Source organism: Arthrobacter sp. SDTb3-6 (assembly GCF_013376095.1).
Classification (GTDB): Bacteria; Actinomycetota; Actinomycetes; order Actinomycetales; family Micrococcaceae; genus Specibacter.
In genome coordinates this window covers 39,645-65,757 of record NZ_JAAMFN010000001.1, presented here as the reverse complement: position 1 = coordinate 65,757, position 26,113 = coordinate 39,645, and the positions used below count along the sequence as shown (strand labels likewise).

Here is a 26,113-nt window from a genome sequence, read left to right as displayed (position 1 = left end):
TTCCGCCGGCGTCTTCCCAGTACACACCGGGCGCGGCCCCTGCGCCAGCCCGGGCGGTCCCCGGCGGGGCGGACACGAAACAAAAGACCCGTGGTCCCGGCTGTCAGCCGGGACCACGGGTCTTTTTTGTGTAGCGGCGGGGAGGCTCGATCTCCCGACCTCACGATTATGAGTCGTGCGCTCTAACCAACTGAGCTACGCCGCCATAAATGAGTTTGGCCCGTGCTGCCGGCCAAAACCGTCTTGACACGAGCCTCCTCATTTGCGAGCCCCCCACCGGAATCGATCCGGTGACCTCGTTCTTACCAAGAACGCGCTCTACCACTGAGCTAGGGGGGCAACGAGAAAATACTTTACCAGCGGATTTGCTGGATGCGAAATCGGAAATCCCCTCCCCCGGCGCGAGGTCCGAAATCAGCTTCAATTCTGCCATTTGAAGCTGTTCACACGGCGCCGGAACGGCCCCGAAACCGCCACATTCCGGCACTTCGGAACGCCTCAAATGATGTGTGTCACACCCGCCCAGAAGGGGGGCCCGGCGGGCCCGCGGCGTGGGGACCCGGGACGACGGCGGCTGTGCGGACAGGGCAGCAGAAAGGGGCGGGCCATGAATTGGCCCGCCCCTTTTTACGGGACGTCGTTACGGTGTGTCAGCTCCCCGGCAGCGCCCGGGGCCGGTGGCAGGGACCGCCCGCCCGGCAGCGCAGCGAAGGGCTGGTTACCACTTGCCCTTGCTGTTGAAGCTCTGGCCGCCTTCGTGACGGGGGCGGCGGTCGCCACCGCCGTGGCCGGTGTGGCCCTGGCCGCCGCCCTGGCCACGGTCGGAACCGAAGCCGCGGTCCCGGTCCCCACGGTAGCCGCCGCGGTCGCCGTCGTACTTCTTCTTGAAGCCGCCTTGGCCGCGGTCCTCACGGCCCTTGTATCCCCCGCCGGAGGAGGGACGGCGTCCCTTGTCCAGTTCGAGGTTGATCAGCTCGCCGCCGATGCGGGTCTTGCTCAGCGCGCGCCACTGATCCTTGCTCAGTTCAGCCGGAAGCTCCACCAGGGTGTGGTCGGAGCGGATGTCGATCCCGCCAATCTGGGACGAGGACAGGCCGCCCTCGTTGGCGATGGCACCAACAATGGAGCCGGGCATGACGCGCTGGCGGCGGCCCACCGCGATGCGGTACGTGGCGTTGCCCTCGGTCAGGGCGCGGGTCGGGCCGCGGGAGCCGAAGCCGTCCTTGGAGCGCTCGCGCTTCTGGTACTCCGGTGCCGCAGGCAGGTCCTGGACCAGCAACGGCTGGCCGCCCTGGGCCATGACGGCCAGGGCCGCGGCGATTTCCGAGGCGGGAACATCGTGTTCTTCTTCATAGCTGGCGATCAGGTCGCGGAACTTCGCCACGTCCTCGCTGGCCAGCGTCTCGGTGATCTTCTCGGCAAACTTGCCCAGGCGCAGCGTGTTGATGGTCTCGGCGGAGGGCAGGTGCATCTGCTCCACCGGCTGGCGGGTGGCCTTTTCAATGGCGCGCAGCAGGTACTTTTCGCGCGGGGTCATAAACAGGATCGCGTCGCCGGAGCGCCCGGCGCGGCCCGTGCGGCCGATGCGGTGCACGTACGACTCGGTGTCATGCGGGATGTCGTAGTTGATGACGTGCGAGATCCGCTCAACGTCCAGGCCGCGGGCGGCCACGTCGGTGGCGACCAGGATGTCAAAGCGGCCGTCGCGCAGGCCCTCGATGGTGCGCTCGCGCTGCTGCTGCGGAATGTCGCCGTTGATGGCGGCAGCCTGGAAGCCGCGGGACTTGAGCTTGTCGGCCAGGTCCTCGGTGGCCATCTTGGTGCGCACGAACGCGATGACGCCGTCGAACTCTTCCACCTCGAGCACGCGGGTCAGGGCGTCGAGCTTGTGCGGGCCCATGACCTGCAGGTAGCGCTGGCGGGTGTTGGCACCGGTGGTGGTCTTGGACTTGACCGTGACCTCGGCCGGGTCGTTCAGGTATTGCTTGGAGATGCGGCGGATCTGGCCTGGCATCGTGGCGGAGAACAGGGCAACCTGCTTTTCCTCCGGCGTCTGGGACAGGATCTGCTCCACGTCCTCGGCGAAGCCCATGCGCAGCATCTCGTCGGCCTCGTCCAGCACCAGGTACTGCAGGTGAGAGAGGTCCAGGGAGCCCTTGGACAGGTGGTCGATCACACGGCCTGGCGTGCCGACAACAACCTGGGCGCCGCGGCGCAGGCCGGCCAGCTGGGGGCCGTAGGCCGAGCCGCCGTAGACGGGAAGGACGGTGAAGTTCTCCATGTACTTGGCGTAGGACGTGAACGCCTCGGCAACCTGCAGGGCCAGCTCGCGGGTCGGCGCCAGCACCAGGATCTGGGTGTTCCGGGTGGGGCCGTTCAAGTCCATCAGCTCGGCCATGCGGGACAGGGCGGGGACGGCGAATGCGGCCGTCTTGCCGGTTCCGGTCTGGGCCAGGCCCACCACGTCGCGGCCTTCAAGCAGCAGCGGGATGGTGGCGGCCTGGATGGGCGAGGGCTTCTCGTAGCCGACGTCGCTAAGGGCCGACAGCACGCGGCCGTCAATGCCGAGTTCGGCGAAGGTGATTTCCGGCGCGTCTTCCTTGTTGATGGTGACGGCGTCCGGGGAAGTCTGGGTAAGGTTTTCGGGCATGGTTAGTAGTCCTCATTCATAGGGCCAGGCGGCCTGTGACAGCCGCATTACAAAGAAATCCAGCCGCTACATACCATCCCGTGGCAGGACTTCGGCACCATTGCTGTGCGTTTTGACGCGCACTTGCAGGCGTCAGCGGGTGCCGGCGCCACATGGCGTTTTCTTTGCCGGCAATCCCCTATGAACGCTTTACTGCCCGCCCAACATGCTTTGCGGGCCCCATACACTTCAGGCTCCTGCCTCAAAAATTGGGCAGAAATAATAAGGAGATACCGGAGTGGGGGATATTTAAATTGTAGGGCATACGCTACACAATCCCCAGGGCAAAAGTCGACGGCACCCCGTGAGTTTGGGCACACGGGGCCGCAGCATGCCCTGTGGAGGGAGGGCCCGACGGTGCCCGCCCTCCCGTAAACGCGGAACCCCGCCCCGGAGACGGGCTTCCGGGGCTAGGACACTGCTGATTAGTCCAGCGTGTTAAGGAGCGCCTGCTGGACTTTGGCTATGGATCGTTAGGACCTTGTTTTATGCAGGGTCGTGATGATGGGCAGCGGGAAATCCTGGATGTTGAGGCGCTGGCCGGGGACCTTTTGGACCCGGGCAGCGTCTTCGCGTTTCTGGCTGGGCACCGAGGGGAGTTGTTCCCGCCGTCGATGTTTGAGGATCTGTTCCCGTCCGGCAGGGGACGGCCCTCGATTCCGGCCGAGGTCGTGGCCACGGTGCTGGTCCTGCAGGCGTTGAACGGGCTCTCGGACCGCGAGGCCGCGGAAGCGGTGACTTTTGATCTGCGCTGGAAGGCGGCCTGCGGGTTCGCCGTGACCACGAAGGCATTTCATCCGACGACGTTGACGTACTGGCGCAAGCGACTGGCCGCCAGCGGCCGCCCGGACCGGATCTTCCAGTCCGTCGCCGCCGTGGTCGCCGAGACCGGCGTGCTGAAATCCAGGACGCGGCGGGCGCTGGATTCGACCGTCCTCGATGATGCGGTTGCCCGCCAGGACACCGTCACCCAACTGATCGCCGCGATCCGCCGGGTCGGCCGGGAAGTGCCCGGCGTGGACGCGCTGGTCCCCGCGGTCTGCACCGGCTATGACTACACGCAGCCGGGCAAACCCCGGATCGCCTGGGATGATCCCGCGGCCCGGGACGGACTGTTCTCCGCCCCGGTCACGGATGCCCTGGCGCTTCTGGCCGCTATCGACACCGCCGATCTGGAAGGGCAAAGCCGCGGATGCTGTGGCCCTGCGGGCACTGGTTGCCGGGCAGGGCGTCGAGCCCGCAGAAGGCTCCGATGGTGCCGACGGACGATGGCGGATTGCCCGGAAAACCGCCTATGACAGGGCAATCTCCACTATTGACCCGGAGGCCCGGCACGCCCACAAGACCCAGGCCAGGCGCCAGGATGGGTTCAAGGCACATATCCGTGATCGAGCCCGATACCGGGACCATCACCGCGTCCGCCCTGACCAAGGCATCCGGACCGGGCAATGGCATCCGGACCGGGCAATGGCGACGCGGCCGTCGGCGCGGACCTGCTGGGCAAGGAGACCACCATCGGGGCTGCGCCGGTGGAAGTGCTCGCCGATTCGGCTTACGGCACCGGGGAGATGCTCGCCGCCGTCGCTGCGGCCGGACACACCCCGGTGATCAAGCCCTGGCCGCTGCGCCCAGCCGTGGCCGGAGGGTCCACCCTCGATGATTCCAGCGTCGATGAGGCCGCAGGCACCGTGACCTGCCCGAACAACGTCACCCGGAACATCAGCCCCAAACGGAACGCCACTTTCGGTGCCGCCTGTGCCGGCCGCCCGTTCAGGAACCCGTGCACCACCGCCCGGGACGGCAAGTCCCTGACCCTACATCCCCACGATGCACTCCAGCGCGAACACCGGGCCCGAGCCCAGGAACCCGCCCTCATCCAGACCTACCGCCGCCACCGTCCCATGGTCGAACGCTCCATCGCCTGGCTCACACGCGGCAACCGGCGCGTGCCCTACATCGGCGTCGCCAGGAACAACACCTGGCTCACCCTGCGCACTGCCGGGCTGAACCTGCGCCGCATGGTCAATCTCGGACTTGCCAACATCAACGGGACCTGGGCCGTCAACTAAAAGCCCCCGCTGAGCCGGCCGGCACCGGCGCCCGCGGCACACCCACACCACAGCGGCCCCAAAAAGCCATTCCACAAACCCTCCCGGCTCCGCCCAAGGAAACCCGGAACCGCCACCAACCAGACGCCCAAACCGCCATCAACCCGCCACCAGCGAGCACTGCCAGCCAAATCGGCCTTTGTTCAGCGGTGTCCTAGGCGTTGTCCAGGATGCGCCGGAAGTACTTGCCGTAGTGGGCGCTCAGGGTGAGTTCGCCGGCGTCGTGCAGTGCCTGCAGGGTGTGGACGTCCGCCACGGTGGGGTGGGAGAAGAACCTGCCCACCGTGATGCCGTGGGCCGGGGCCGGCTCCACCGTGATGGTGTCCCCTGCCTGCACCTTGCCCTTGCGCAGCACCCGGAAATACACGCCGACCCGTCCTGCCTCCGTGAACCGCCGGACCCACTGCCGCTCGCCCATGCGCTCTGCGAAGGTGGCGCACGGGACGCGCGGGTTCGTCACCTCCAGGAGCAGGTGCCGTCCCACGCGCCAGCGCTGGCCAATGACCGCCCCCGTGGTTTCCACCCCCTGCGTGCGCAGGTTTTCGCCAAAAAGCCCGGGCGGGATGTCGCGGCCCAGTTCACGGCCCCAATAGTCCGCATCTTCCTGCGAGTACGCGTAAACGGCCTGGTCCGGGCCGCCATGGTGTTCCCGGTCCCCCTGCACGTCGCCGAAAACGCCGAAGGTGCGGACACTGACGGCCCCCGCCACAGGCCGTTTGTCGATCCCGGTGATGCCGAAGCCCGTCATGGTGCGCGCTGTCTCGTGGACACGGCACAGGGCCAGGACGGTGCCATCAGGTGAATCGGTCATGGTCCCAACTTACTGGAGCGGTGCCCGGTCCTGCGCACCCTGGGAAGCGGGGGAGGAAGGCTATGCCGAGAAGCCGCCGTCGGCCTTGATCAGCTGCCCGCTCACCCAGCGCCCGCCGGGGGACAGCAGGAACGCCGCCGTCGGGGCCACGTCGGCGGGGGTGCCGAGGCGGCCGCCGGGTTGGCGCGCGGACAGTTCCGCCCGGAGGGCATCGTCCATCCAGCCGGTGTCGACGGGGCCGGGGTTGAGCACGTTGGCGCTGATCCGCTGCCCGCCCAGTTCGCGCGCGGCCGCAATGACGATCCTGTCCAGGGCCCCCTTGGACGCCCCATAGGGCAGGTTGAAGGCCGTGTGGTCGCTGGTCAGCGCAACCAGGGCTCCGCCGTCGGGCCCGGCCTGCCGCGCAAATGCGGCGATGAGCTGCCAGCTGGCGCGCGCATTCACGGCAAAATGCCGGTCAAAGCTCTCCAGCGAGGTGTCCAAAATGGCGGAGTCCACCGACTCGCAGTGGGAAAGCACCATGCCCTCCAGGGTTCCGGCCTCCGTGGCGATCCGGGCAAAAAGGCTGCCGACGGAGGACGGCTCGGCAAGGTCGGCCGGCATGGCCCAGACGCGGGTGCCCGCGGCGGCGAGTTCGGTGGTGAGGGTGCGGACGTCGTCGGGCTGCTCGCCCCACGGCATCCGGGCGTCGTAGGGCTGCCAGTAGTTGAGGACCAGGTTCCAGCCGTCGGCCGCGAGCGCCCGGGCAATGCCGGCACCGATGCCAACGGTGCGGCCCACGCCGGTGACCAATGCGGTTTTGCGGTTCATGCACCCACCCTACGGCGATGACCGGCGATTCGCAGGCGGGGGCGGTAAGTTGGTGATTGGGCCCTCCGCCCGCCGGAAATCCGCCGCGAGACCGCGTGCATGCATTGAAAGGCCGCCATGTCCCCCACCTTGCCCACTCCCAAGCCCGGCTTCGTCCCGGGCCGCGTGACCAAGCCGGCCACCCCCGCAAGGCCCGGAGGCAAGGGCGGCAAGCCCGGAGGCAAGGGCGGAGGGAAGCCCGCCCGGCCGGCGGTGGACACCGCCTCGATCAGCGCCGCCATCCGCGAAGCCGCCGACGCCGCCAAGAAGCGCGTGCTGGCCATCACCAACGGCCATGTGGTGCCGATCGACGGCGAACCCTTTGACGGCACGGTGTTGGTGGATGGCGGGAAAATCCTGGCCCTGGGCGCCTCGGTGCAGGTGCCCGCGGGGGCGGAAGTGGTGGATGCCAAGGGCCAATGGCTGCTGCCCGGGTTTATCGACGCCCACGTCCACCTGGGCATGCACCCCGAGGGCGAGGTGGGCTCCACCAGTGATGCCAACGAGATGACCGACCCCGTCATGGCCGCGGTCCGGGCCATCGACGCCGTCGACCCCTTTGACCCCGGCTTCAACGACGCCCTGGCCGGCGGCATCACGGCCGTGAACGTCAATCCCGGCTCCGGCAACCCGATCGGCGGCCTGGCCGTGGCACTGCACACGCACGGGAGGTATATCGAGGAGATGGTGCTGCGCTCCCCCAGCGGGCTGAAGTCGGCCCTCGGCGAGAACCCGAAGCACGTTTATGGGGAAAAGAAGCAGACGCCCTCCACCCGGCTGGGCACCGCCCTCGTGATCCGGCAGGCGTTCATGGCTGCGCAGAATTGGCTCGCCAAGCCCGAGCCGCGCCCCCGCGACGCCCAGATGGAGGCGCTGGCCATGGTGCTGCGCCGCGAAATTCCGTGGCGCCAGCATTGCCACCGCGCCGACGACGTCGCCACCGCCCTGCGCCTGGCGGAGGAATTTGACTATGACCTGGTCATCGATCACGGCACGGAGGCCCACGTCCTGGGCGACGTGCTGGCCGCCCGCGGCGTCCCCGTCCTCATCGGCCCGCTGTTCACCACGAAGTCCAAGCCGGAACTGCGCGGGCGCTCGCTGGCCAATCCGGGCAAGCTGGCCGCGGCGGGCGTGGAAATTTCCATCATCACCGACCACCCCGTGGTGCCCGTCAACTTCCTGGTCCACCAGGCCACCTTCGCCGTGAAGGAGGGGCTGGACCGGCGCACGGCCATGCGCGCGCTGACCATCAACCCCGCCAAGGTGCTGGGGCTGGACGGCAGGATCGGTTCCCTCGCCGTGGGCAAGGACGCGGACCTGGTGCTTTGGAGCGGCGACCCCCTGGACGTCATGCAACGTGCCCTGAAGGTGTTCATTGGCGGCAAGCCCGTCTACACGTACGACGCCGTTGCCCACGTGGGTGCCGTGGCCCCCCGAGGGTAGGCCCCCTTCCCGCTTCACTGCGGGGCCGGACGGGCGTGGATGCAGCAATGGACCGTGGAGGCTGAATGATCAGCCTCCACGGTCCATTTCAGTATCATGCGGAGGTGCCTGCGCGGGGAACTGCCTACGCCGGGAGCTGCAGGACGGCACCCGTGAAGATCAGGTCGGGGTGGATCACGGTGTCCGCGTTCGCCTGGTACAGGGCTTCCCAGCCGCCCTTGATGCCGAGCTTCTGGGCAATGCCGCTCAGGGTGTCGCCGGACTTGATGGTGTAGGTCTTGCCGCTGAGCTCAGCGGAGACGGGGGCCGGGGCCTGCTGCACAGGCGCCTGCTGGACCGGAGCCTGCTGGACGGGGGCTTGCTGCACCGGCGCCTGCCGGACGGGAACCACCGTGGAGGACTGTGCCGTGACGGGGGCCGGCGCCGGAACGGCTGCCGGTGAGTAGGCCTGGCCGCCACCGCCGGAAAGGCCCAGCTTCGCGGCGCATGCGGGCCAGGCGCCCCAGCCCTGGCCGGCCTGGACGCGCTCGGCCACGGCAATCTGCTGTGCCCGGGTGGCGTTCTCCGGCGCGCCGGTGCCGCCATAGGCCGCCCAGGTGCTCGGGGTGAACTGTAGGCCACCGGAGAAGCCGTTGCCGGTGTTGATGGACCAGTTGCCGCCACTTTCACACTGCGCCAGGGCATCCCAGGTGCTGCCGGAGGCCGCGTTCGCGCCCGTTCCCGCTACGGCCAGGCCGGCGCCTGCAATGGCGGCGACGGCGAGTCCGCGGCTGATGTTGCGCGTAAGTCTTGAATTCTTCATGGATGCGTGCTCCCAAAGGCCACCTTCGCTCCATCCGTCCCCGGACATCTGCGCGCCACCGTCGATCCTGTTGGTATGGAGGTCGTTTCCGTGGCCTGCCGCATGACGGTGTGAGGTGTTGGCAGACCCGGGCATTCGTGGGCCGCTGGAGACGCGGCCGGCCCCTAAGGGCATGGTCAACGCTAATCCGAAACCAAATCGATATGCAAATCAGCCAAACGTGTCCTAATTGTCACTGAAATTTACAGATTGATGGTGTATTTTAAACAGCCGGTTCGCTGTTCCGGCCCTTCCCGCACGCCTGTTCGGCCCCGTACCGCCACCCTTTGCAAGGCAATTTCGCCACGGATTGCCTCCGCCCGCCCTCACCCTTGCGAACCGGTGGCAGCTTCCGCATTCCGTAACCAGCGTGAGCCCGGGCCCTCCGTCGCTGCCTCGTCCCCGGGGTTGAACAGGACGCATTTTCCCAGTGACAGGCAGCCGCAGCCGATGCATCCATCCAGCGACGTCTGCAGGATTTCCAACTGCCGGATCCGCTGCGCCACGGTCTGCGCCCACCGGGTCCCCATGCGGGTCCATTCACGCTGCGTCGGCGCCCTGTCCGCAGGCATGTCGGCGAGCGCCGCCATGATTTCCTGCAGGGTGAGGCCCACGCGCTGCCCCGCGGCCACGACTGCCAGGCGGCGCAGCGTGTGGCGCGGGAAGAGCCGTTTGTTGCCCGGAGTGCGTTCCGAACGGATCAGCCCGCGCTCCTCGTAGTAACGCACCGTGGGCACGCTGACACCTGCCCTGCGGGCAAGTTCGCCGATGGGGAGCAGTTCGTTGGGGGCAATGTGGGGCATGCGTTGAATGCTGCCACAGCCCGGGCTTGACCTCAAGCTAACTTGAGCTAGTTGGCTGGGGGTGTCCGCCACCACTTCCACTGCCAAGGAGCCCCATGAGCGCCCCGTTGTTCCCCGCCACAGCCACGACGACCATCAAGGCCGATCCCGCGCCCGGCCGGCCGCTGCTTCCCGCCGCCGGTTCCCGCGGAGGTGCCATGCCCGGGGCTGCTGCCGCGGGCTGCCAAGCTGCCGCACACGTCCCGGTGACCCGTCGCAGGCTCTTCCGCCTGAGGCGGCAGGCAGTACATCGCCGGACAGAGGCCCGAATGCGGGAGGGGCGCCCGCACGAATCAGTGCCGCTTCTGTGGGCAGGGCACCTGTCCGGCCCACGCTAAACATCCGCCAAAGCCCTGCAAGCACCCGAACACATGCCCGCATTTTCATCCTCAAATTAAGGACAAGCCGTGCCTATTTGGACCTGCGCCACGTGTGCCGTTGAACACCCGGACACGCCCGCACCACCGAAGCTTTGTGAAATTTGCGCCGACGAACGCCAGTTCATTCCCTCCGGCGGCCAGCGCTGGACCACCCGGGAGGAACTGGCCGCAGCCGGCCACCGCGTCACCGTGGACGAACTGGAGCCCGGCCTCCACGCCGTCAACGTGGTCCCGGAACTGGGGATCGGCCAGCGCGGCCTCCTGGTCCGGACCGGACACGGGAACCTTCTGTGGGAGCCACCGGGGTTTATTGACGACGACGGCGTGGCCGCGGTCAGGGCCCTTGGCGGCGTCGCGGCGATATCCGCCAGCCACCCGCACCTGACGGGGTCCTCCATCCAATGGAGCCACGCCTTCGGCAATGCGCCGGTGCATGTGGCCTCCGCCGACCGGCAGTGGATCCGGCGCCCGGACCCTGCGATCCGGTTGTGGGAGGGCCGGATGGAGGTTCTGCCGGGGCTGTCCATGCTCCAGTGCGGCGGGCACTTCGCCGGCAGCAGCATCCTGCACTGGCCGGCCGGCGCCGAGGGCCGCGGTGCGCTCCTGAGCGGCGACACCATTGCCATCGGCGCCGACGGGAAGTCCGTGAACGCCATGCGCAGCTACGTCAACAACATCCCGCTGCCGCGCAGGGCCATCCAGCGCATCCTGGACACTGTTTCCCCGTTGGACTACGACCGGATCCACGGCGCGTTTCGCACCATCGACGCCGACGCCCGGGCCATCGTGCAGCGTTCCCTGCAGCGCTACATGGACTGGTTGGAAGGCACGCCGCCGGAATAGCCACACCATCCCCAACGCTCCCGCGCAACCGGGGCACAATCCCCAAACCCTCCCGCAACCGGTGAGGGAGCGTTCCCCAAAACACCCCCGGTTGCAACCGAGCGTCAGTGGGCCGCAGGGTCAGAGGAGGCTGAGGGCCTGGTCCAGGTCGGCGATCAGGTCGGCCACGTCCTCGATGCCCACGGAGAGCCGGACCAGGTTGACGGGGACGGCCAGTTCGGTGCCCTTGACGGAGGCGTGAGTCATCTCGGACGGGTAGTTCATGAGCGACTCAACGCCGCCCAGCGACTCCGCCAACGTGAACAGGCGCGTGGACTCGGCCACCTTGCGGGCCGCCGCCTCCCCGCCCTTGAACTGCACGGAGATCATGCCGCCAAAGCCGCGCATCTGGCGGGCCGCAAGCTCGTGCCCGGGGTGGTCGGGCAGGCCCGGGTACAGCACGGTTTCCACCTCGGGGCGGGTCAGCAGCCACTCGGCGATCTGCTGGGCGTTCGCGGAGTGCCGGTCCATGCGCACGCCGAGCGTCTTGAGCCCGCGGGTGGTCAGCCAGGCCTCCATCGGCGCGGACACGGCACCCACGGCAAACTGCACGAAGCCGATCTTTTCCGCAGCCTCGGCGTCGGAAAGCACGATCGCGCCGCCGGAGGCGTCGGAGTGTCCGCCAATGTACTTCGTCGTGGAGTGGACCACCACGTCGGCACCGAGGGCGAGCGGGTTTTGGAGGTAGGGGGACGCAAAGGTGTTGTCGACCACCAGGAGGGCCCCGGCGTCGTGGGCCACCTTCGCGACAGCGGCGATGTCCGTGATCTTCATCATCGGGTTGGACGGCGTTTCCAGCCAAATCATCTTGGTCTTGCCCTCGGGCCCGCCGGCGGCAACGGCGGAAGCCAGCGCCCCAGAGTCATTCATGTCCACCGCGGCGTTGCTGATGCCCCAGACGGACAGCACGCGGTTGATGAGCCGGTAGGTGCCGCCGTAGACGTCGTTGCCCATGATGATGTGGTCGCCGGGGACCAGGAGGGCGCGGATCAGGGCGTCCTCGGCGGCCAGGCCGGAGGAGAAGCTGAACGCGAACTTGCCGCCTTCCAGGGCGGCAAGCTGGGACTGGAGGGAGTCGCGCGTGGGGTTGGTGCCGCGGCCGTACTCGTAGCCGTTGCGCAGCTTGCCGATCCCGTCCTGGGCAAACGTGGTGGTCTGGTACAGCGGCGGGATGACGGAGCCGGTGGTGGGGTCGGGGGCCTGGCCGGCGTGGACGGCGCGGGTGTTGAAGCCTTCAGTCATGTCGTTCTCCTGGGAAGTCAGTCGTTGAGGTAGTTCAGCAGGTCGTGGCGGGTCAGCACACCCACGGGCGCGCCGACGAAGGTCACCATGAGCGCGTCCACGTTCTGGAGCGCGGTCCGCGCGGCGGAGATCGGCTCCAGCGAGCCGAGGATGGGCAGGCGCGGCTGCATGTGCTCGGTGATCTTGTCCGTCAGCTTGGCCTCGTGGCGGAACAGCTTGCCCGTCAGCGTGCGCTCGTCCACCGATCCGATGACCTCGCCCATCACCACCGGCGGCTCGGCGGAAAGCACCGGGATCTGGGAGACGCCGTACTCGGACATCAGGTTGATGACGTCGCGCACTGTCTCGTTCGGGTGGATGTGGACCAGGTCCGGCAGCTGCCCGGTCTTGGCCTTGAGCACGTCGCCAACGGCCGGCTCGTCGGTGGCCTTCAGGAAGCCGTACGACTGCATCCACTTGTCGTCAAAGATCTTGGCCAGGTAGCCGCGCCCGCTGTCCGGCAGGAGCACGACGACGACGGCCTCGGGTCCCAGCTTCCTGGCCGCTTCCAGCGCGGCCACCACGGCCATGCCGGAGGAGCCTCCCACCAGCAGGCCTTCCTCGCGGGCCAGGCGGCGCGTCATGGCGAAACTGTCGTTGTCCGTGACGGCGATGACCTCGTGCGGGATGGCGGGGTCGTAGGAGGCGGGCCACATGTCCTCGCCCACGCCTTCCACCAGGTACGGCCGGCCGGTGCCGCCGGAGTAGACGGAGCCTTCCGGGTCGGCGCCGATGACGCGCACTTCGCCCTCGGGGCGGTCCTTGGAGACTTCGCGCAGGTAACGGCCGGTTCCCGTGATGGTCCCGCCCGTGCCAACACCCGCCACAAAGTGCGTGACCTTGCCCTCGGTGTCGCGCCAAATTTCGGGGCCGGTGGTCTCGTAGTGGCTCAGCGGGCCGTTCTGGTTGGAAAACTGGTCCGGCTTGTAGGCGCCGGGAATCTCCCGCACCAGCCGGTCGGAAACGCCGTAGTAGGACTGCGGGCTGTCGGGGGCCACCGCCGTCGGGGTCACCACCACCTCGGCACCATAGGCCTGCAGGACTGCGCGCTTGTCCTCGCCCACCTTGTCCGGGACCACAAACACGCAGTTGTAGCCGCGCAGCTGCGCCACCATGGCCATGGCAACGCCGGTGTTGCCGCTGGTCGGTTCCACCACGGTGCCGCCGGGCTTGATCTTGCCTTCCTTGGCAGCCTCGTCGAGCATCTTGACGGCAATGCGGTCCTTCGCGGAGCCGCCCGGGTTCATGTACTCGAGCTTGACCAGCACGGTGGCAGCGATGCCCTCGGTCACCTTGTTGAGTTTCACCAAGGGGGTGTTGCCAATGAGGTCAAGGACGGTGTTTGCATACTTCATGAGTCCAAAGTATCCCCGCGCTGCCCGTCCAGCCAAAGGAGGTTACCTCCCGGGGCATTTGCGGTTCTAGAATCTGGAGCATGTTGACCCACCGGGATCCCCTGCCGACCCGGCCGCGGCGCGTCCTGGTGGCGGGTGTCTCCGGCTCCGGGAAGACCACGCTGGCCGGGCGCATCGGCGCCCTTCTCGGCGTCCCGCACACCGAGATCGACGCCTTGTTCCACGGGCCCGGCTGGCAGCCGCGCGCGGACTTCATGGACGACGTCGACCGTCTCACCAGGGCGCCCGGCTGGGTCACGGAATGGCAGTATCCGGCTGCCCGGCCCCTGCTGGCACAGCGGGCCGACACGCTGGTGTGGCTGGACTTTCCCGTGCCGGTGGCCATGGGGCGCCTGGTACGGCGGACCGTGCGGCGCCGGCTCCGCCGGGAGGAGCTGCGGAACGGCAACCTTGAGGCGCCGCTGCGCACTCTGTTCACCGACCCCGACCACATCATCCGCTGGGGGTGGCAGACCCGGCACCTCTACCGCTCGCTGGTGCCTGCCCTGGACCGCGGTGATCCCGGGCTCCGTGTGGTGCGCCTGGCGTCGCCGCGGGAGGTGGAGCCCTGGTTGCGGAACCTTCAGCTTTCCGCCACCTCCGGCTGGTAGCTTCAAACCATGACGCCGGAGGAACTTGCCACGCTCGCGCTGCTGCGCCAGGCGCGGGACATGGTTGACCGGGACTACGCGCTGCCCCTTGACGTGCCCACCATCGCAGCGAAGGCGTTCATGTCCCCTGCGCACTTTTCCCGCAAGTTCCGCGCCGCCTATGGGGAGACGCCCTACAACTACCTCATGACGCGACGCATTGAGCGGGCGGCCGCGCTGCTGCGGTCCGGCACGTCCGTGACCGACGCCTGCATGGCCGTGGGCGCCACATCCCTGGGCTCGTTCAGCTCCCGCTTCACCGAGATCATGGGCGAGACCCCCAGCGCGTACCGTGCCCGGGAACACAGCGCCGTCGAGGCCATGCCCGCCTGCTTTGCCCGATTCGCCACCCGCCCCCTGCGCAGCCCGGCCCAGGCCCCGCACGTCCCGACGCCCGCCCAGGAAAGCAGGATCGAAGAAGCGGTGCCGCGCCGGGCCGGATAGCGTAACTGCCATGACGATTTCACTGCAATACACCAATGTCACTGTCAGCAACACCGATGAGGCGGTGGCCTTCTATCGCGACGGGCTGGGCCTTTCCGTCCTGAACGATGTGGCCTCCGGCGGCTTCCGCTGGGTCACGCTCGGCAGCGACGCCCAGCCCGGCCTGGGCATCGTGGTCTCCGAACCGCACGCCGGCCGTTCGCAGGCCGACGGGGACGCCCTCCAGGAACTGCTCACGAAGGGCGTGCTGCCCATGCTCGTGTTCCAGACCGACGACCTCGACAGCACCTTCGAGCAGGCCCGCGCATTCGGCGCCGAGGTGTTGCAGGAACCGATCCAGCAGCCGTGGGGGCCGCGCGACTGCGCCTTCCGCGACCCCTCGGGCAACATGGTCCGGATTTCGCAGGCCTGACCTTCGCAGGAAATGCGCCCGCTCCCCATAAATGCGCCCGGTGGAAGGGGCGCATAGGTGGGGAGCGGGCGCGGAAACTGCCAGCAGTGCGAAGATGACCCGGCGTTGCCCCTGGGAGGGAGTTATCCACAGTCCGGCTGGACCCCGCTGACAAGGACCGCCAGGCTCTGGAACGCTGGGATGCATGGGCGCGCCACGGTTGATTCTCCCCTCCGATGTTGAGCTTGCCGGCCAGGACTCACGACTCCTCGCCAGGCTGTGCAACAGCGGGCGGTACGTGCGCGTCCGCCGCGGCGTTTATGCGGAGGCTTCCGAGTGGCAGCCCCTCGATGGGCCGTCGCGGTACGGGCTTCGTGCCATCGCGTTTCAGCTGGCCACCAAGCACCAGCCGGTGTTCTGCCGGCAAACCGCCGCGCTGCTGTGGGGCCTGTGGACCATCGGCACCCCGCAAAAGCTGCACGCCCTGACGCAGGAGCGGGGCGGCGGCCGCAGCCGTGGCGACATCGCCCGTCATTTTGGGCAGACCGACGACGGGGTGGTGCGTTGCGGCCCACTGGTCCTGACGGACAAGCTCACCACCACCATGGAGTTGATCACCCGGCTGAGCTTCGAACGGGCCGTGGCCGTGTGTGATTCCAGCCTGCACGCGGCCAGGCGTCCCAGACCCGTCAACGTGTTCACCCCCGTGGGCTTCCCCGCGTCCGGCCATGAACCCGTGTGGCGTGTCGATGAACCGCAGGGCGCTCCACTGTCCAAGCCGGAGCTGCTGCAGGCGGCCGAGTCGCTGCCGTCAAGGTCGGCCCGGAACAGGGCCGTGGCCGTCATTGGGTTCGCGTCCGGGCTGTCCGGTTCCGCCGGCGAATCCCTCAGCAGGGTCCGCATGGGGCAGTTGGGTTTTGCCGCCCCGGAACTCCAGCACCGCTTCACCCTCCGCGATGGCAGCAACGCATTTGTGGACTTTTGGTTCGAGCAGCAGCGCCAGGCCGGCGAGTTCGATGGCCGCAGCAAGTACCTGCGCCGGGATTGGGCGGGCGGCACGTCCATTCAGGACCGGATCATGGCGGAAAAGAACCGTGAGGACCAGATCCGCGCCCAGGATGTGGGCGTCTTTCGGTGGACATGGCAGGAAATGATGGATCTTCGCGGCTTTGAACGGCTGTTGCGCCAGGCCGGGATCCCGCAAGGGTAGTGCCCTGCTAAAAAATGCGCCCGTCCCCCATAAATGCGCCCCGTGGAAGGGGCGCATTTATGGGGGACGGGCGCGGGCGTGCCCGGAACCGGCTAGATCAGGCCGTCCGAGAGGTGGTTCGGCGTGCCGAAGCGGTGCGCCGTGATGCTGACGGCCTGCTCGTGCAGGAACGGCAGCATCTCAATGCGCCCGGCCTCGGTGACCTCGTTGTGGTAGATCGCCAGGTCGGGGCGGCCGCCCGTGGCGCCGTACACGGCGGAGGCATCCCCGCCAATGAGCCGGATGCGCCCGGCACCGAAGCGGCGCGCGGTGGCGAGCCAGTCGGCGTCGTTCTCCACCGTGACGCGTATGCGCAGGCTCACCAGCAGGGCCTTGACGGCGTTGGGAAGTTCGACGCCGGAGGAGACTTCCGGAACGGCCCCGGCCGTGATTCCTGCCGAGAGCACGCGCAGCAGCTTGGCCACGGGTTCGCCTTCGGCCAGGCGGACCAGGGGGTTCAGCGGCAGGTAGCGGAACACATTGCGCTCGGCCGACAGCCCGGAGACGTCCTTGGCGATGCCGAATTCGGCGGCCCAGGCGGCGGCGTCGCTGTGCAGCGACCGGGACAGGAAGGCCTGCCCCTCGGCGTCGAGGGAGGAGGCGGCGTTGAGCATCTTGCGCGCGGCATCGCCCAGCGGCGCAGTGGCCGTCGACGCTGCGGGCAGCCAGTTGCCCAGACCCACCAGGTAGTTGGGCCCGCCTGCCTTGGTGCCGGCACCCACTGCCGACTTCTTCCAGCCCCCGAACGGCTGCCGCTGGACAATGGCGCCGGTGATGCCGCGGTTCACGTACAGGTTGCCTGCCTGGACGGTGTCCAGCCACAGCCCGATCTCGGCCGGGTCCAGCGAGTGCAGGCCGCTGGTCAGCCCGTAGTCGATCCGGTTGACCATGGCGATGGCGTCCTCCAGCGTCTCGGCCGCCATGACACCCAGGACGGGACCAAAGTACTCGGTCAGGTGGAATTCCGAACCTTCGGCAACGCCGGTGCGCACGCCCGGGGACCAGAGCCGGCCCGAGTCGTCGAGCTGGCGGGGCTCAATGGCCCAGGATTCCCCGGCGTCCAGGGTGGTCAGGGCCTTGCGGAGCTTGCCGGCGGCCGGTTCGATGATCGGCCCCATCTGGCTCGTGGCGGTTTCCGGGTAGCCGACGACCATGCTGCGGGCCGCGTCAAGGAGCTGGTTGTGGAAGCGTGCGGACTTCGCCACCGACCCGACCATGATGACCAGGGAGGCGGCGGAGCACTTCTGCCCGGCGTGCCCGAACGCGGACTGCACCACGTCCTTGGCGGCCAGGTCCAGGTCGGCGCTGGGGGTGACGATGATGGCGTTCTTGCCGGAGGTTTCGGCCAGCAGCGGCAGGTCGGTGCGGAAGCTGCGGAACAGTTCGGCCGTTTCGTAGCCGCCGGTGAGGATCACCCGGTCCACTGCGGGGTGGGAGACCAGTGCCTGGCCGAGCGCGTGCTCTTCCAGCTGCACCAGCGCCAGCACCTCGCGGGGAACGCCGGCGTCCCACAGCGCCTGCACCATGACGGAGCCGCAGCGCCGCGCCTGGGTGGCCGGCTTGATGACGACGGCGGAGCCTGCGGCCAGTGCGGACAGGGTGGATCCGGCCGGGATGGCCACGGGGAAGTTCCACGGCGGGGTCACAACGGTGAGTTTCGCCGGGACAAACGTGGCGCCGTCGACCGCGTCCAGGTCCTTGGCGCGCTCGGCGTAGTAGTGCGCGAAATCAATGGCTTCGCTGACTTCGGGGTCCCCCTGGTCCAGGGTCTTGCCGGTCTCGGAAGCCATGACCTCCATGAGTTCGGCGCGGCGGGATTCCAGGACGTCGCCGGCGCGGTGCAGCACGGCGGCGCGTTCGGCGCCGGTCATGGCGCCCCAGGCCTTTCCGGCCTCCAACGCCGAGTCCACGATGCCGTTCAGCTGTGCCAGGTCCGCCACCCGGCTCGCTGCCACGATGTCGTCGCCCAGCCTGGAGCCGGGGATCCGGGCCAGGATTTCCTTGCCCCAGGCACGGTTGGCCGGCAGGGCCGGGTCCGTGTCCGGCGTGTTCGCAAAGGTGTCCGTGGCGGCGGGGGCCGCCGGCACCGAGCGGTCCTGGGTCCGGTTGGACGCGGGGACCTCCGTGTCCAGCGCGGCCAGGGAGGCAAGGAAGCGGTTCTGCTCGCGCTCGAACAGGGCCTCGTTGTCGTAGAGCTCAAACACGGCGGACATGAAGTTTTCCTGGCTGGCGCCTTCTTCCAGGCGGCGGATCAGGTAGGCGATGGCAACGTCGAACTCACCGGGATGGACCACGGGCGTGTAGAGGAGCAGGGAGCCGACGTCGCGGCGCACGGCCTCGGCCTGCCCGGTGGCCATGCCCAGCAGCATCTCAAATTCCAGCTGGCCGGTGGCGGTGCCGATGCCGCGGCTCTTGGCGAGCAGCCACGCGTGGGCGACGTCAAAAAGGTTGTGGCCGGCGACGCCGATGTGCACGTTCTCGATGTGCTCCGGCGTCAGTGCGTAGTTCACGATGCGCTTGTAGTTGGTGTCCGAGTCCATCTTGGTGCCCCAGGTGGCCAGCGGCCAGCCGTAGACGGAGGCCTGGACCTGTTCCATGGGCAGGTTGGCGCCCTTGACGATGCGCACCTTGACGGGGGCGCCGCCGGCGGCCCGGCGCGCAGCCGCCCACTCCTGCAGCTCGATCATGGCCGCGAGGGTGTCCGGCAGGTAGGCCTGGAGCACAATGCCGGCCTCGAGGTTCTTGAACTCGGGCTTGTCCAGGATGCGCTTGAACACCGCGATGGTCATGGTGAGGTCCTTGTACTCCTCCATGTCCAGGTTGATGAACTTGGGCTTGGGGAAGGAGTTGGCCAGCGCATACAGCGGGGTGAGTTCCTGCACGACGTGGTTGACGGCGTCGTCGAAGGCCCAGGCGGAGTGCGGGGCGACGGTGGAGGACTCCTTGATGGAGACGTAGTCGACGTCGTCACGCGCCAGCAGGCGCATGGTCCCCTCAAGGCGGCGGGCGGCCTCGTTTTCGCCCAGCACGGCCTCGCCCAGCAGGTTGATGTTCAGGTCCACGCCGCCCCGGCGGATCTTGGCGATGGCCGGGCCCAGCTTGGCGTCGGTGGCGTCCACGATCAGGTGGCCCACCATCTCGCGCAGGACCCTGCGGGCAATGGGGATGACGAGCTGCGGCAGGATGGGGGCCATGGCGCCGCCGAGGCGGACGGCCCCGCGCATGTACCACGGCAGGAAGGCGGGCACCTTGGGCGCCAGCACGGCCAGGTTCCGGCCGGCAACGGCCAGGTCCTCGGGGCGGATCACGCCGTCGACGAAGCCGACGGTGAAGTCCAGGCCGTTGGGGTCCTTCAGGACGCCCGCCAGGCGCTGGGCGGAGATGTCGGCGGGGAACTTTGCGGCCTCGGTCAGCCAGTGCCGGACGAGGGCGATGGTTTCCTGCGCAAGGTCGTTGCCGGGGGCAGGAATGGTGGCGGCGGGGTCCGTGTCGATGGTGGTTGTCATGATGGCTGGTGCGTTCTTTTCTGTTGGCGCTCGGGTTGGGCCGGGATCCAACGCAGGCAGCTGGATCGGCGCCTCGGGGGTTCCCTTTAGCTCCAGTATGGGGCTAATATTCAATTAGCAAAAGTGATGTTTTTTGATGAATATCATTCGTGTTTACTTAACTCTTTGGAGGCCCCCGTGCTGGACGTCAAACGCCTGCGGCTGCTGCGCGAATTGCACCTCCGCGGCACCCTTGCCGACGTGGCCCTGGCCCTGCAGTACAGCCCCTCCGCGGTGTCGCAGCAGCTGGCGCTTTTGGAAAAGGAAGCGGGCGTGAAACTGCTGCTCAAGGTGGGCCGGCGGGTCCAGCTGACGCCGCAGGCGGAGATCCTGGTGGCCCACACGGCGGAGATCCTGGAGACCCTGGAGCGGGCCGAGGCGGACATGTCCGCCTCGCTGACCACCGTCACGGGGACCGTGAAGCTGGCCGTGTTCCAGTCCGCCGCGCTGGCCCTTCTGCCGGAGATGCTCACCGCCATGGCGCAGAACTACCCCGAGGTCCGCATTGAAATGGTGCAGCGGGAGCCCGAGACAGCGTTGTATGAAACCTGGGCGCGCGACTTTGACCTGGTGGTCGCCGAACAGTATCCCGGACATGCCGCGCCCCGCCACCCCGAACTGGACCGGGTGGTGCTGACCACGGACGCCATCCGCCTGGCCGTCCCCTCCCCCGGAACTGCCGGCACCGTGTCCCATTTGCGCAGCGAACCTGTCCTGGACATTGCGGACACTGCCGGGCTGCCATGGGTCATGGAGCCGCGCGGTGCGGCATCGCGGCACTGGGCCGAGCAGGCCTGCCGCCAGGCCGGGTTTGAGCCCGATGTGCGTTTTGAAACGGCCGACCTCCAGGCCCAGGTGCGCCTCATTGAATCCGGCAACGCCGTGGCGCTGATGCCCGACCTGATGTGGACCGGCCGCGCCCCGGCGCTGGAGCTGGTGGACCTTCCCGGGGCACCGCGGCGCACCGTGTTCACCTCGGCGCGCCGTGCCAGCCGCAGCCGCCCGGCCATTTTGGCGTGCCGGGAAATCCTGGAGCGGGCGGCCCAGGGCCTGGCCGGGGAACCGGCGGAGCGGGCCTCCTAAGTACGACGCCGGGTGGCCGCGTTGACTGTCCAGGTTCCCTGGGCCCTTGCGCGCGGCTTCGCCAACAATCACCGCAGTTGGTCCGGTCCGGCAGCTTCCCTGCGGGGCAAAACCCAAGTCGGGTTGTGCCCCGGGTACACCGGGGGCAGAACCCATCCGGGATTTTGCCCCGGCGTGACGTCCAGCCTTGCGCAGGCGCCCAACGCCGGAGGCCAGGTTTACTGGGCCAGTTCCCTGATGATGGGCCCCAGCAGGCGGCGCAGCTGCCCGGGATCCTTGCGGACGCCGTCGCTGACCAGCACCTCCGCGGGCCCTGTCCGGTGCAGCCAAAAACCCTGGGCCGGCAGTATCCGCACGCCGAGCTTGAAGGGTGCGGCGCGGTGGCCAAGTTCCTTTTCGATGGAGCGCACCAGATAGGTTTCCAGCGGACCCTGTTCCTTCATTGTGCGAATGAACCGCCGAAAATATTCTTCCTTGAAGGTGTTGGCATAGGCCCGGGCATCGCCGTAACACCCACGAACCAGCCGATCAAAGGCCGGTGAGCAGCCTTCCAGGGGCAGGTACTCGATGGGGGCATTGCCCGGGATGTCGGCCGGGTACACCAGCAGCGCCGAAAACCAGTTTGCCCATTCTTCAGCTAACACCAAGTCCAGCCCCGGACCCCTGGCAGGAACGTGTTCGGGCACCGCCGGCTCCAGCGGCGGGATGAAGAACGGCTGCGTGGCGGGCAGCTTCAGCGCGTCACGCATGTGCAGCGCCACGGTGAGCGGCCAGGAAAAATCCTCGTCCATCCGCCATCCCGGCCGCCCGGCAAACTGCATCTGCGCCCCCTGATCGATGCCACCACCCTACCCGCGCGGTCCCCCGGCAGCCAGCCCCCGGCCCGGCATGCGACCATGGAACCATGACCGCCACCGCGACACACCCGGGTCCCGCCCTGGTCTGGGATGCCGGCGGCCCCTACAGTTTGCACGAGACACTGGGCATCCTCGGCCGCGGCCCCGGGGACAGGACCATCCGCCTCACCCCCGGCACGGCCTGGCTGGCCTTCAACACCCCGGACGGCCCGGCGACGCTGGGCATCAGCCAACGCGGCACCGAACTCCATGCCCGGGCCTGGGGCCCCGGCGCCGGCCACGCACTCCACGGCGCCCCGTCCCTGTTGGGCCGCAACGACGACTGGTCCCCCTTTGACGCCCCGGTGTTCCATGCCACCCTGCCCCGGCTCGCCCGGGAGGCACGACGCCGGCACCCGGCAGTGCGCCTGCCCGCCACCGGGCGCATGGTCGACGCCCTGGTGCCTGCCATCCTGGAACAAAAGGTCACCGCGCTGGAGGCCCGCCGCGGCTACGCCACCCTGCTGCGAAAGTTTGGCAGCACGGCACCGGGCGCGGGCAGCCACCCGGACATTCCGGCGGACCTGATGGTGGCGCCCACCCCGCGGCAATGGGCAAAAATTCCGTCGTGGGAGTGGCACCGGGCAGGCGTGGGGCCACAGCGCTCGGCGACGGTGCTGCGCGCGGCGGGTTCGGCGTCGGGCCTGGAACGGCTGGCATCGCTGCCGGCCACGGAAGCGGCCGCGAAGATGCAGGGCATCCCGGGGATAGGGGTGTGGACTGCGGCCGAGGTCACGCAGCGCACCCACGGGGACGCCGATGCGGTGGCCGTGGGCGACTACCACCTGGCCGCCTTTGTGGGCTGGGCGCTGGCCGGACAGCCCGTGGATGACGCCGGCATGCTGGAATTGTTGGAACCGTGGCGCGGGCACCGGCAGCGGGTGGTGCGGATGCTGTACCTGAGCGGTTTCCGCAAGCCCGCCCGCGGCCCGCGCATGGGCATCCAGGACCACCGCAGCCACTGAGCATGACGTTCACACTGCGGGACGGCTTCCCGCCTGCGGGCGCCCATCGCCTAGGCTGAGGGCATGAGCGACCTCATCAACCTCAAGGCCACATTCATCCCCAACGAGGGCGAATTCTTCCGTGTGAAGCTCGCCCTCGAGATCGCGATCGAGCAGGTCGTCGAGGAGCCGGGCTGCATCCAGTATGAAATCACGCAGGAATCGGAAGAAAAGATTGTGCTGACCGAGCAGTGGGCGTCCGAGGATGCCCTCGACAAGCACAGCAAGGGCGTCGCGGTGCAGGACCTCAACGAGTCCCTCAGCGCGCTGCTGGCCGAGCCCGTCAAGCTGGACCGCCTTTAAAACTGGATTGCCTTTAAAACCGGACTGCCCTTAAAAACTGTTGAGGTTGGGGACGGCGACACCCAATGGTGCCACGGTCCCCAACCTCAACCGGTTGTTGGGCTTTTACTCGCCGGCGTTGCCGCCGGCTGCCTCGGCCTGCTGCTTGGCGACGGCGGAGTGCACCTCGGCCATGTCCAGGTCCTTGACCGCTGTGATGACCTTGTCCAGGTCCGTGCCGCTGAGCGCACCGGGCTGGGCAAAGACCAGCACCTTTTCACGGAAGGCCATCAGCGTGGGGATGGAGGTGATGTTGGCCTCGGCGGCCAGCTGCTGCTGCGCCTCGGTGTCAACCTTGCCGAACACGACGTCGTCGTGCTTGTCCGAGGCAGCCTCATAGGTGGGCGCAAAACGGACGCATGGCTGGCACCAGGAAGCCCAGAAATCGACGAACACAATGTCGTTGCTCTCGATGGTGGTGCCAAACGATTCGGTGGTGATTTCAACTGTAGCCATGACTTCCACGCTACGTGACGGCGGGAGGCATGGCTACAGGTTTCGCTCAGCGCGTGAGCGGGAATAACGGCCCTACACGCCCTCAGGCTCATGGGCGGCGAGGAACCTGCGCCCGCCAAAGATCACCCCGGCGCTGACCAGCACCGCTGCGGCGGCCACATAGAAGGTGACCGACGCCGAGGTGTGCTCGGCGATCTTGGCGGCCAGGAACGGCGCCAGGGCGCCTCCCATCCAGCGCACAAAGTTGTAGCCGGCGCTGGCCACCGGCCGGGGCGAATCGGAGACGGCCATGGCCATTTCGGTGAACAGGGTGTTGTTGATGCCCAGCAGCGCGCCGGACACAATGGTCAGGACCACGATCGCCGGCACCGAATGGCCTGCAGCAACGGCCAGTCCGGCCAGCACCACCATGAGGCCCAGCAGGGCGCCGATGAGCGACTTCACAGGGCCGAAGCGGCGCTGCACGATGGGGGCCACGAACACGGAGAACACGGCCACGGCGACACCCCAGCCAAAGTACACGGCACCGATGCCGTAGGCGTTGAAGCCCAGGATGAACGGTACAAAGGCCAGGATGGTGAAAAAACCGTAGTTGTAGAACAGGGCGCTGCCGGCCGTGGTGCGCAGCCCCTTGTGCCCCAAGGCCACCAGCGGGTCCCGCAGCCGGGTCTTGACGGCGGGCACGGGCGTCTTGGGCAACATGATGATCAGCAGGATGAAGGCGATGGCCATGGCCGTGGCCGTGCCGAAGAATGGCGCCCGCCACTGCCAGCCGCCCAGCAGCGCACCCATGAGCGGGCCGAGTGAAAGGCCCAGGCCCAGGGCTGCTTCGTAGAGGATGATGGCGGTTGCGTGGCCGCCGGAGGCCACGCCCACCATGACGGCCAGCGACGTCGCGACGAACAGCGCGTTGCCCAGTCCCCAGCCGGCCCGGAATCCGACCAGCGCGTCAACCGTGCCGGAGGTGCCTGCCAGGGCCGAAAAGACGACGATGACGGACAGCCCGATCAGCAGGGTCTTCTTGCCGCCGATGCGGGAGGAGACAAATCCCGTAATGAGCATGGCTACTGCGGTGACCAGGAAGTAGCTGGTGAACAGCAGCGAAACCTGGCTCGCCGTGGCCTGCAGGTTCTTGGCGATGGCGGGCAGGATTGGGTCCACCAGGCCGATCCCCATGAACGCGAAGACTGCGGCAAACGCCACGGCCCAGACAGCCTTGGGCTGCTTGAGCATCGACCTCTTCTCATCGGCGAGGACGTCCTCTATTTCGTGGGCAGAGTTCTCTGCCGTGTTGGCCTGCACGTTTACTCCTTTGGATCTTTCATTGTTCACAGACGACGCCGGCGGCCGCGCCCGCCGCCGGAGGTCAGGTCCTCAGCGCCGCATTGAGTTTGTCGATGGCGGGGATGGCGTTCCTGACGGCCAGCCGCTCCTCCGTCGAGAGGGTGGCGAGGGCTGCGGCGACTTCGGCGGTCCGCCGCGTGTTGGCCACGTCGAGCGCCTTGCGGCCGTCCCCGGTCAGCTCGACCAGCACGGCCCGCGCGTCCGTGCTGTCCGGCTTCCGCTCCACCAATCCGGCAGCCTCCAGCTTGATGACCTGCTCGGTGGCACTTGGCACGCGGATGCCGGCGAACCGGGCGATGGCGCTGACCCGCAACGGCCCTGCTGCCAGCATGTTCAGCGTGCTGACATGGCCGGTGCTGAGCTCCCCTTCGGCGTCCATGGAGCGCAACAGATAGACGGCCTGGCGCAGGATGTTGCGATAGCTGCCCGCCAGTTCCCCAAGATCTTCGCTCATAGTTAGGTAGTCTAACATTAGGCTGCCTAAGGGTCAAGGCGTCCGCCCGGAGACGTTCGCCTAGACTTGCCGCATGGAATTGACCACGGAGCGCCTGGTCCTGCGCGAATACACGCTATCCGACCACGCCGCCGTGCATGCCTTCGCCTCGGACCCGCGCACCAGCACCTTTGTCGAGTGGGGCCCGAACTCGGAACAGGACACCCGCGACTTCCTCAACTTTTGCATCGACAAGGCCGCAGAAGCACCGCGCCGCAGCCACACCCTCGCCATCACGCTCGATGGCAGCGTCATCGGCTCCATCGGACTCACGCTGAACACCCGCGGCGGGCGGCACGGGACGCAGGAGGCGGAAATTGGCTACACCCTCCATCCGGACCGGTGGGGAAAGGGGTATGCCACGGAAGCAGCCTCCGCCATGCTGCATTTTGGCTTTTCACAGCTGCACCTGTCCCGGATCACCGCCGCCTGCCGCCCGGAAAACGTGGCCTCCGCCGGCGTGTTGCAGAAGTTGGGGATGGCACAGGTGGGACGGCTGGAAAATGACCGGCTCATCAACGGCCGGTGGCTGGACACGCTGGTTTTTGCCGTGGACGCGGGAGGCAGTGCGCCGGCTCCACACAACGTGGACACATAAAATTCACGGAGAGCACACCTGGTGCACCCAATTTGTCCGGGTTGGCTGTGTATAACCATACGTAGCACCGCCGAAGCAACCGCGCCCCAGGAGGAACC

At 67.9% G+C, this 26,113-nt stretch carries 22 protein-coding genes, 2 tRNA genes and 1 pseudogene; 11 read left to right on the top strand and 14 right to left on the bottom strand.

Features of this window, described 5'->3' with window-relative positions:
• Positions 1-131: 131 nt before the first annotated feature.
• The 3 genes from G6035_RS00320 to G6035_RS00310 all read right to left on the bottom strand — a co-directional run bounded on the left by G6035_RS00320 (position 132) and on the right by G6035_RS00310 (position 2,650).
• A tRNA-Met gene (locus G6035_RS00320) sits at positions 132-205 on the bottom strand.
• A 62-nt stretch (positions 206-267) separates the two neighbouring features.
• Positions 268-339 (bottom strand) — tRNA-Thr (locus tag G6035_RS00315).
• A 379-nt stretch (positions 340-718) separates the two neighbouring features.
• Positions 719-2,650: a DEAD/DEAH box helicase gene (locus G6035_RS00310; RefSeq protein ID WP_176615092.1), complete on the bottom strand. Its 1,932-nt coding sequence runs from the start codon at positions 2,648-2,650 to the stop codon at positions 719-721.
• A gap of 527 nt (positions 2,651-3,177) precedes the next feature.
• Between G6035_RS00310 and G6035_RS00305 the strand changes: the two are divergent.
• Positions 3,178-4,758, top strand: a pseudogene (locus tag G6035_RS00305) (IS1182 family transposase).
• Positions 4,759-4,951: 193 nt separating this feature from the next.
• Here the strand turns inward: G6035_RS00305 and G6035_RS00300 are convergent.
• Entirely contained in the window at positions 4,952-5,608 is a 657-nt protein-coding gene (locus G6035_RS00300; protein WP_176615091.1) for an MOSC domain-containing protein, read from the bottom strand.
• A 60-nt stretch (positions 5,609-5,668) separates the two neighbouring features.
• On the bottom strand, positions 5,669-6,418 hold the full coding sequence (locus G6035_RS00295; protein ID WP_176615090.1) for an SDR family oxidoreductase: 750 nt from the start codon (positions 6,416-6,418) through the stop codon (positions 5,669-5,671).
• A gap of 117 nt (positions 6,419-6,535) precedes the next feature.
• Between G6035_RS00295 and G6035_RS00290 the strand changes: the two genes are divergently transcribed.
• A complete protein-coding gene (locus tag G6035_RS00290) occupies positions 6,536-7,900 on the top strand; it encodes an amidohydrolase (RefSeq protein WP_176615089.1) in 1,365 nt (454 codons plus the stop codon).
• A 124-nt stretch (positions 7,901-8,024) separates the two neighbouring features.
• Here G6035_RS00290 and G6035_RS00285 read toward each other — a convergent pair whose 3' ends face one another.
• On the bottom strand, positions 8,025-8,702 hold the full coding sequence (locus G6035_RS00285; RefSeq protein ID WP_176615088.1) for a transglycosylase family protein: 678 nt from the start codon (positions 8,700-8,702) through the stop codon (positions 8,025-8,027).
• Between the two features lie 365 nt (positions 8,703-9,067).
• On the bottom strand, positions 9,068-9,544 hold the full coding sequence (gene soxR, locus G6035_RS00280; RefSeq protein WP_176615087.1) for a redox-sensitive transcriptional activator SoxR: 477 nt from the start codon (positions 9,542-9,544) through the stop codon (positions 9,068-9,070).
• Positions 9,545-9,990: 446 nt separating this feature from the next.
• Between soxR and G6035_RS00275 the strand changes: the two genes are divergently transcribed.
• Positions 9,991-10,806, top strand: a complete 816-nt coding sequence (locus G6035_RS00275; RefSeq protein ID WP_176615086.1) for a hydrolase — start codon at positions 9,991-9,993, stop codon at positions 10,804-10,806.
• A gap of 120 nt (positions 10,807-10,926) precedes the next feature.
• Here the strand turns inward: G6035_RS00275 and G6035_RS00270 are convergent, their stop codons facing one another.
• Positions 10,927-12,087, bottom strand: a complete 1,161-nt coding sequence (locus G6035_RS00270) for a cystathionine gamma-synthase (RefSeq protein ID WP_176615085.1) — start codon at positions 12,085-12,087, stop codon at positions 10,927-10,929.
• A 17-nt stretch (positions 12,088-12,104) separates the two neighbouring features.
• Positions 12,105-13,481: a cystathionine beta-synthase gene (locus G6035_RS00265; RefSeq protein WP_176615084.1), complete on the bottom strand. Its 1,377-nt coding sequence runs from the start codon at positions 13,479-13,481 to the stop codon at positions 12,105-12,107.
• Between the two features lie 80 nt (positions 13,482-13,561).
• Between G6035_RS00265 and G6035_RS00260 the strand changes: the two genes are divergently transcribed.
• From G6035_RS00260 to G6035_RS00245, 4 genes are all read left to right on the top strand, one after another.
• Positions 13,562-14,131 carry an AAA family ATPase gene (locus G6035_RS00260; protein ID WP_176615083.1) on the top strand — a complete coding sequence of 190 codons (570 nt, stop codon included), beginning with the start codon at positions 13,562-13,564 and terminating at the stop codon, positions 14,129-14,131.
• A gap of 9 nt (positions 14,132-14,140) precedes the next feature.
• Positions 14,141-14,614, top strand: a complete 474-nt coding sequence (locus tag G6035_RS00255) for a helix-turn-helix transcriptional regulator (RefSeq protein ID WP_176615082.1) — start codon at positions 14,141-14,143, stop codon at positions 14,612-14,614.
• Between the two features lie 10 nt (positions 14,615-14,624).
• A complete protein-coding gene (locus tag G6035_RS00250; RefSeq protein ID WP_176615081.1) occupies positions 14,625-15,026 on the top strand; it encodes a VOC family protein in 402 nt (133 codons plus the stop codon).
• Between the two features lie 184 nt (positions 15,027-15,210).
• Positions 15,211-16,215, top strand: coding sequence for a type IV toxin-antitoxin system AbiEi family antitoxin domain-containing protein (locus G6035_RS00245; RefSeq protein WP_176615080.1), 1,005 nt, complete (start codon positions 15,211-15,213; stop codon positions 16,213-16,215).
• A gap of 92 nt (positions 16,216-16,307) precedes the next feature.
• Here G6035_RS00245 and G6035_RS00240 read toward each other — a convergent pair whose 3' ends face one another.
• Positions 16,308-19,760: a bifunctional proline dehydrogenase/L-glutamate gamma-semialdehyde dehydrogenase gene (locus G6035_RS00240; RefSeq protein WP_176615079.1), complete on the bottom strand. Its 3,453-nt coding sequence runs from the start codon at positions 19,758-19,760 to the stop codon at positions 16,308-16,310.
• A gap of 177 nt (positions 19,761-19,937) precedes the next feature.
• On the opposite strand from G6035_RS00240, the gene G6035_RS00235 reads away from it, so the two are divergent.
• Positions 19,938-20,882, top strand: coding sequence for a LysR substrate-binding domain-containing protein (locus G6035_RS00235; RefSeq protein ID WP_176615078.1), 945 nt, complete (start codon positions 19,938-19,940; stop codon positions 20,880-20,882).
• 218 nt (positions 20,883-21,100) lie between these two features.
• Here G6035_RS00235 and G6035_RS00230 read toward each other — a convergent pair whose 3' ends face one another.
• Positions 21,101-21,673: a hypothetical protein gene (locus G6035_RS00230; RefSeq protein ID WP_176615077.1), complete on the bottom strand. Its 573-nt coding sequence runs from the start codon at positions 21,671-21,673 to the stop codon at positions 21,101-21,103.
• Between the two features lie 113 nt (positions 21,674-21,786).
• Between G6035_RS00230 and G6035_RS00225 the strand changes: the two genes are divergently transcribed.
• Both G6035_RS00225 and G6035_RS00220 read left to right on the top strand, forming a co-directional pair.
• Positions 21,787-22,743 carry a DNA-3-methyladenine glycosylase gene (locus G6035_RS00225; RefSeq protein WP_176615076.1) on the top strand — a complete coding sequence of 319 codons (957 nt, stop codon included), beginning with the start codon at positions 21,787-21,789 and terminating at the stop codon, positions 22,741-22,743.
• 63 nt (positions 22,744-22,806) lie between these two features.
• Positions 22,807-23,085, top strand: coding sequence for a putative quinol monooxygenase (locus tag G6035_RS00220; protein ID WP_176615075.1), 279 nt, complete (start codon positions 22,807-22,809; stop codon positions 23,083-23,085).
• 105 nt (positions 23,086-23,190) lie between these two features.
• Here the strand turns inward: G6035_RS00220 and G6035_RS00215 are convergent, their stop codons facing one another.
• From G6035_RS00215 to G6035_RS00205, 3 genes are all read right to left on the bottom strand, one after another.
• Positions 23,191-23,580, bottom strand: coding sequence for a co-chaperone YbbN (locus G6035_RS00215; RefSeq protein WP_176615074.1), 390 nt, complete (start codon positions 23,578-23,580; stop codon positions 23,191-23,193).
• A 72-nt stretch (positions 23,581-23,652) separates the two neighbouring features.
• Positions 23,653-24,813: an MFS transporter gene (locus tag G6035_RS00210; RefSeq protein WP_176615192.1), complete on the bottom strand. Its 1,161-nt coding sequence runs from the start codon at positions 24,811-24,813 to the stop codon at positions 23,653-23,655.
• Positions 24,814-24,946: 133 nt separating this feature from the next.
• Positions 24,947-25,378: a MarR family winged helix-turn-helix transcriptional regulator gene (locus tag G6035_RS00205; protein ID WP_176615073.1), complete on the bottom strand. Its 432-nt coding sequence runs from the start codon at positions 25,376-25,378 to the stop codon at positions 24,947-24,949.
• 73 nt (positions 25,379-25,451) lie between these two features.
• On the opposite strand from G6035_RS00205, the gene G6035_RS00200 reads away from it, so the two are divergent.
• Positions 25,452-26,015 (top strand): GNAT family N-acetyltransferase, encoded by a 564-nt coding sequence (locus G6035_RS00200; protein ID WP_176615072.1) that lies wholly within the window; start codon positions 25,452-25,454, stop codon positions 26,013-26,015.
• The last annotated feature ends 98 nt before the right edge of the window (positions 26,016-26,113 follow it).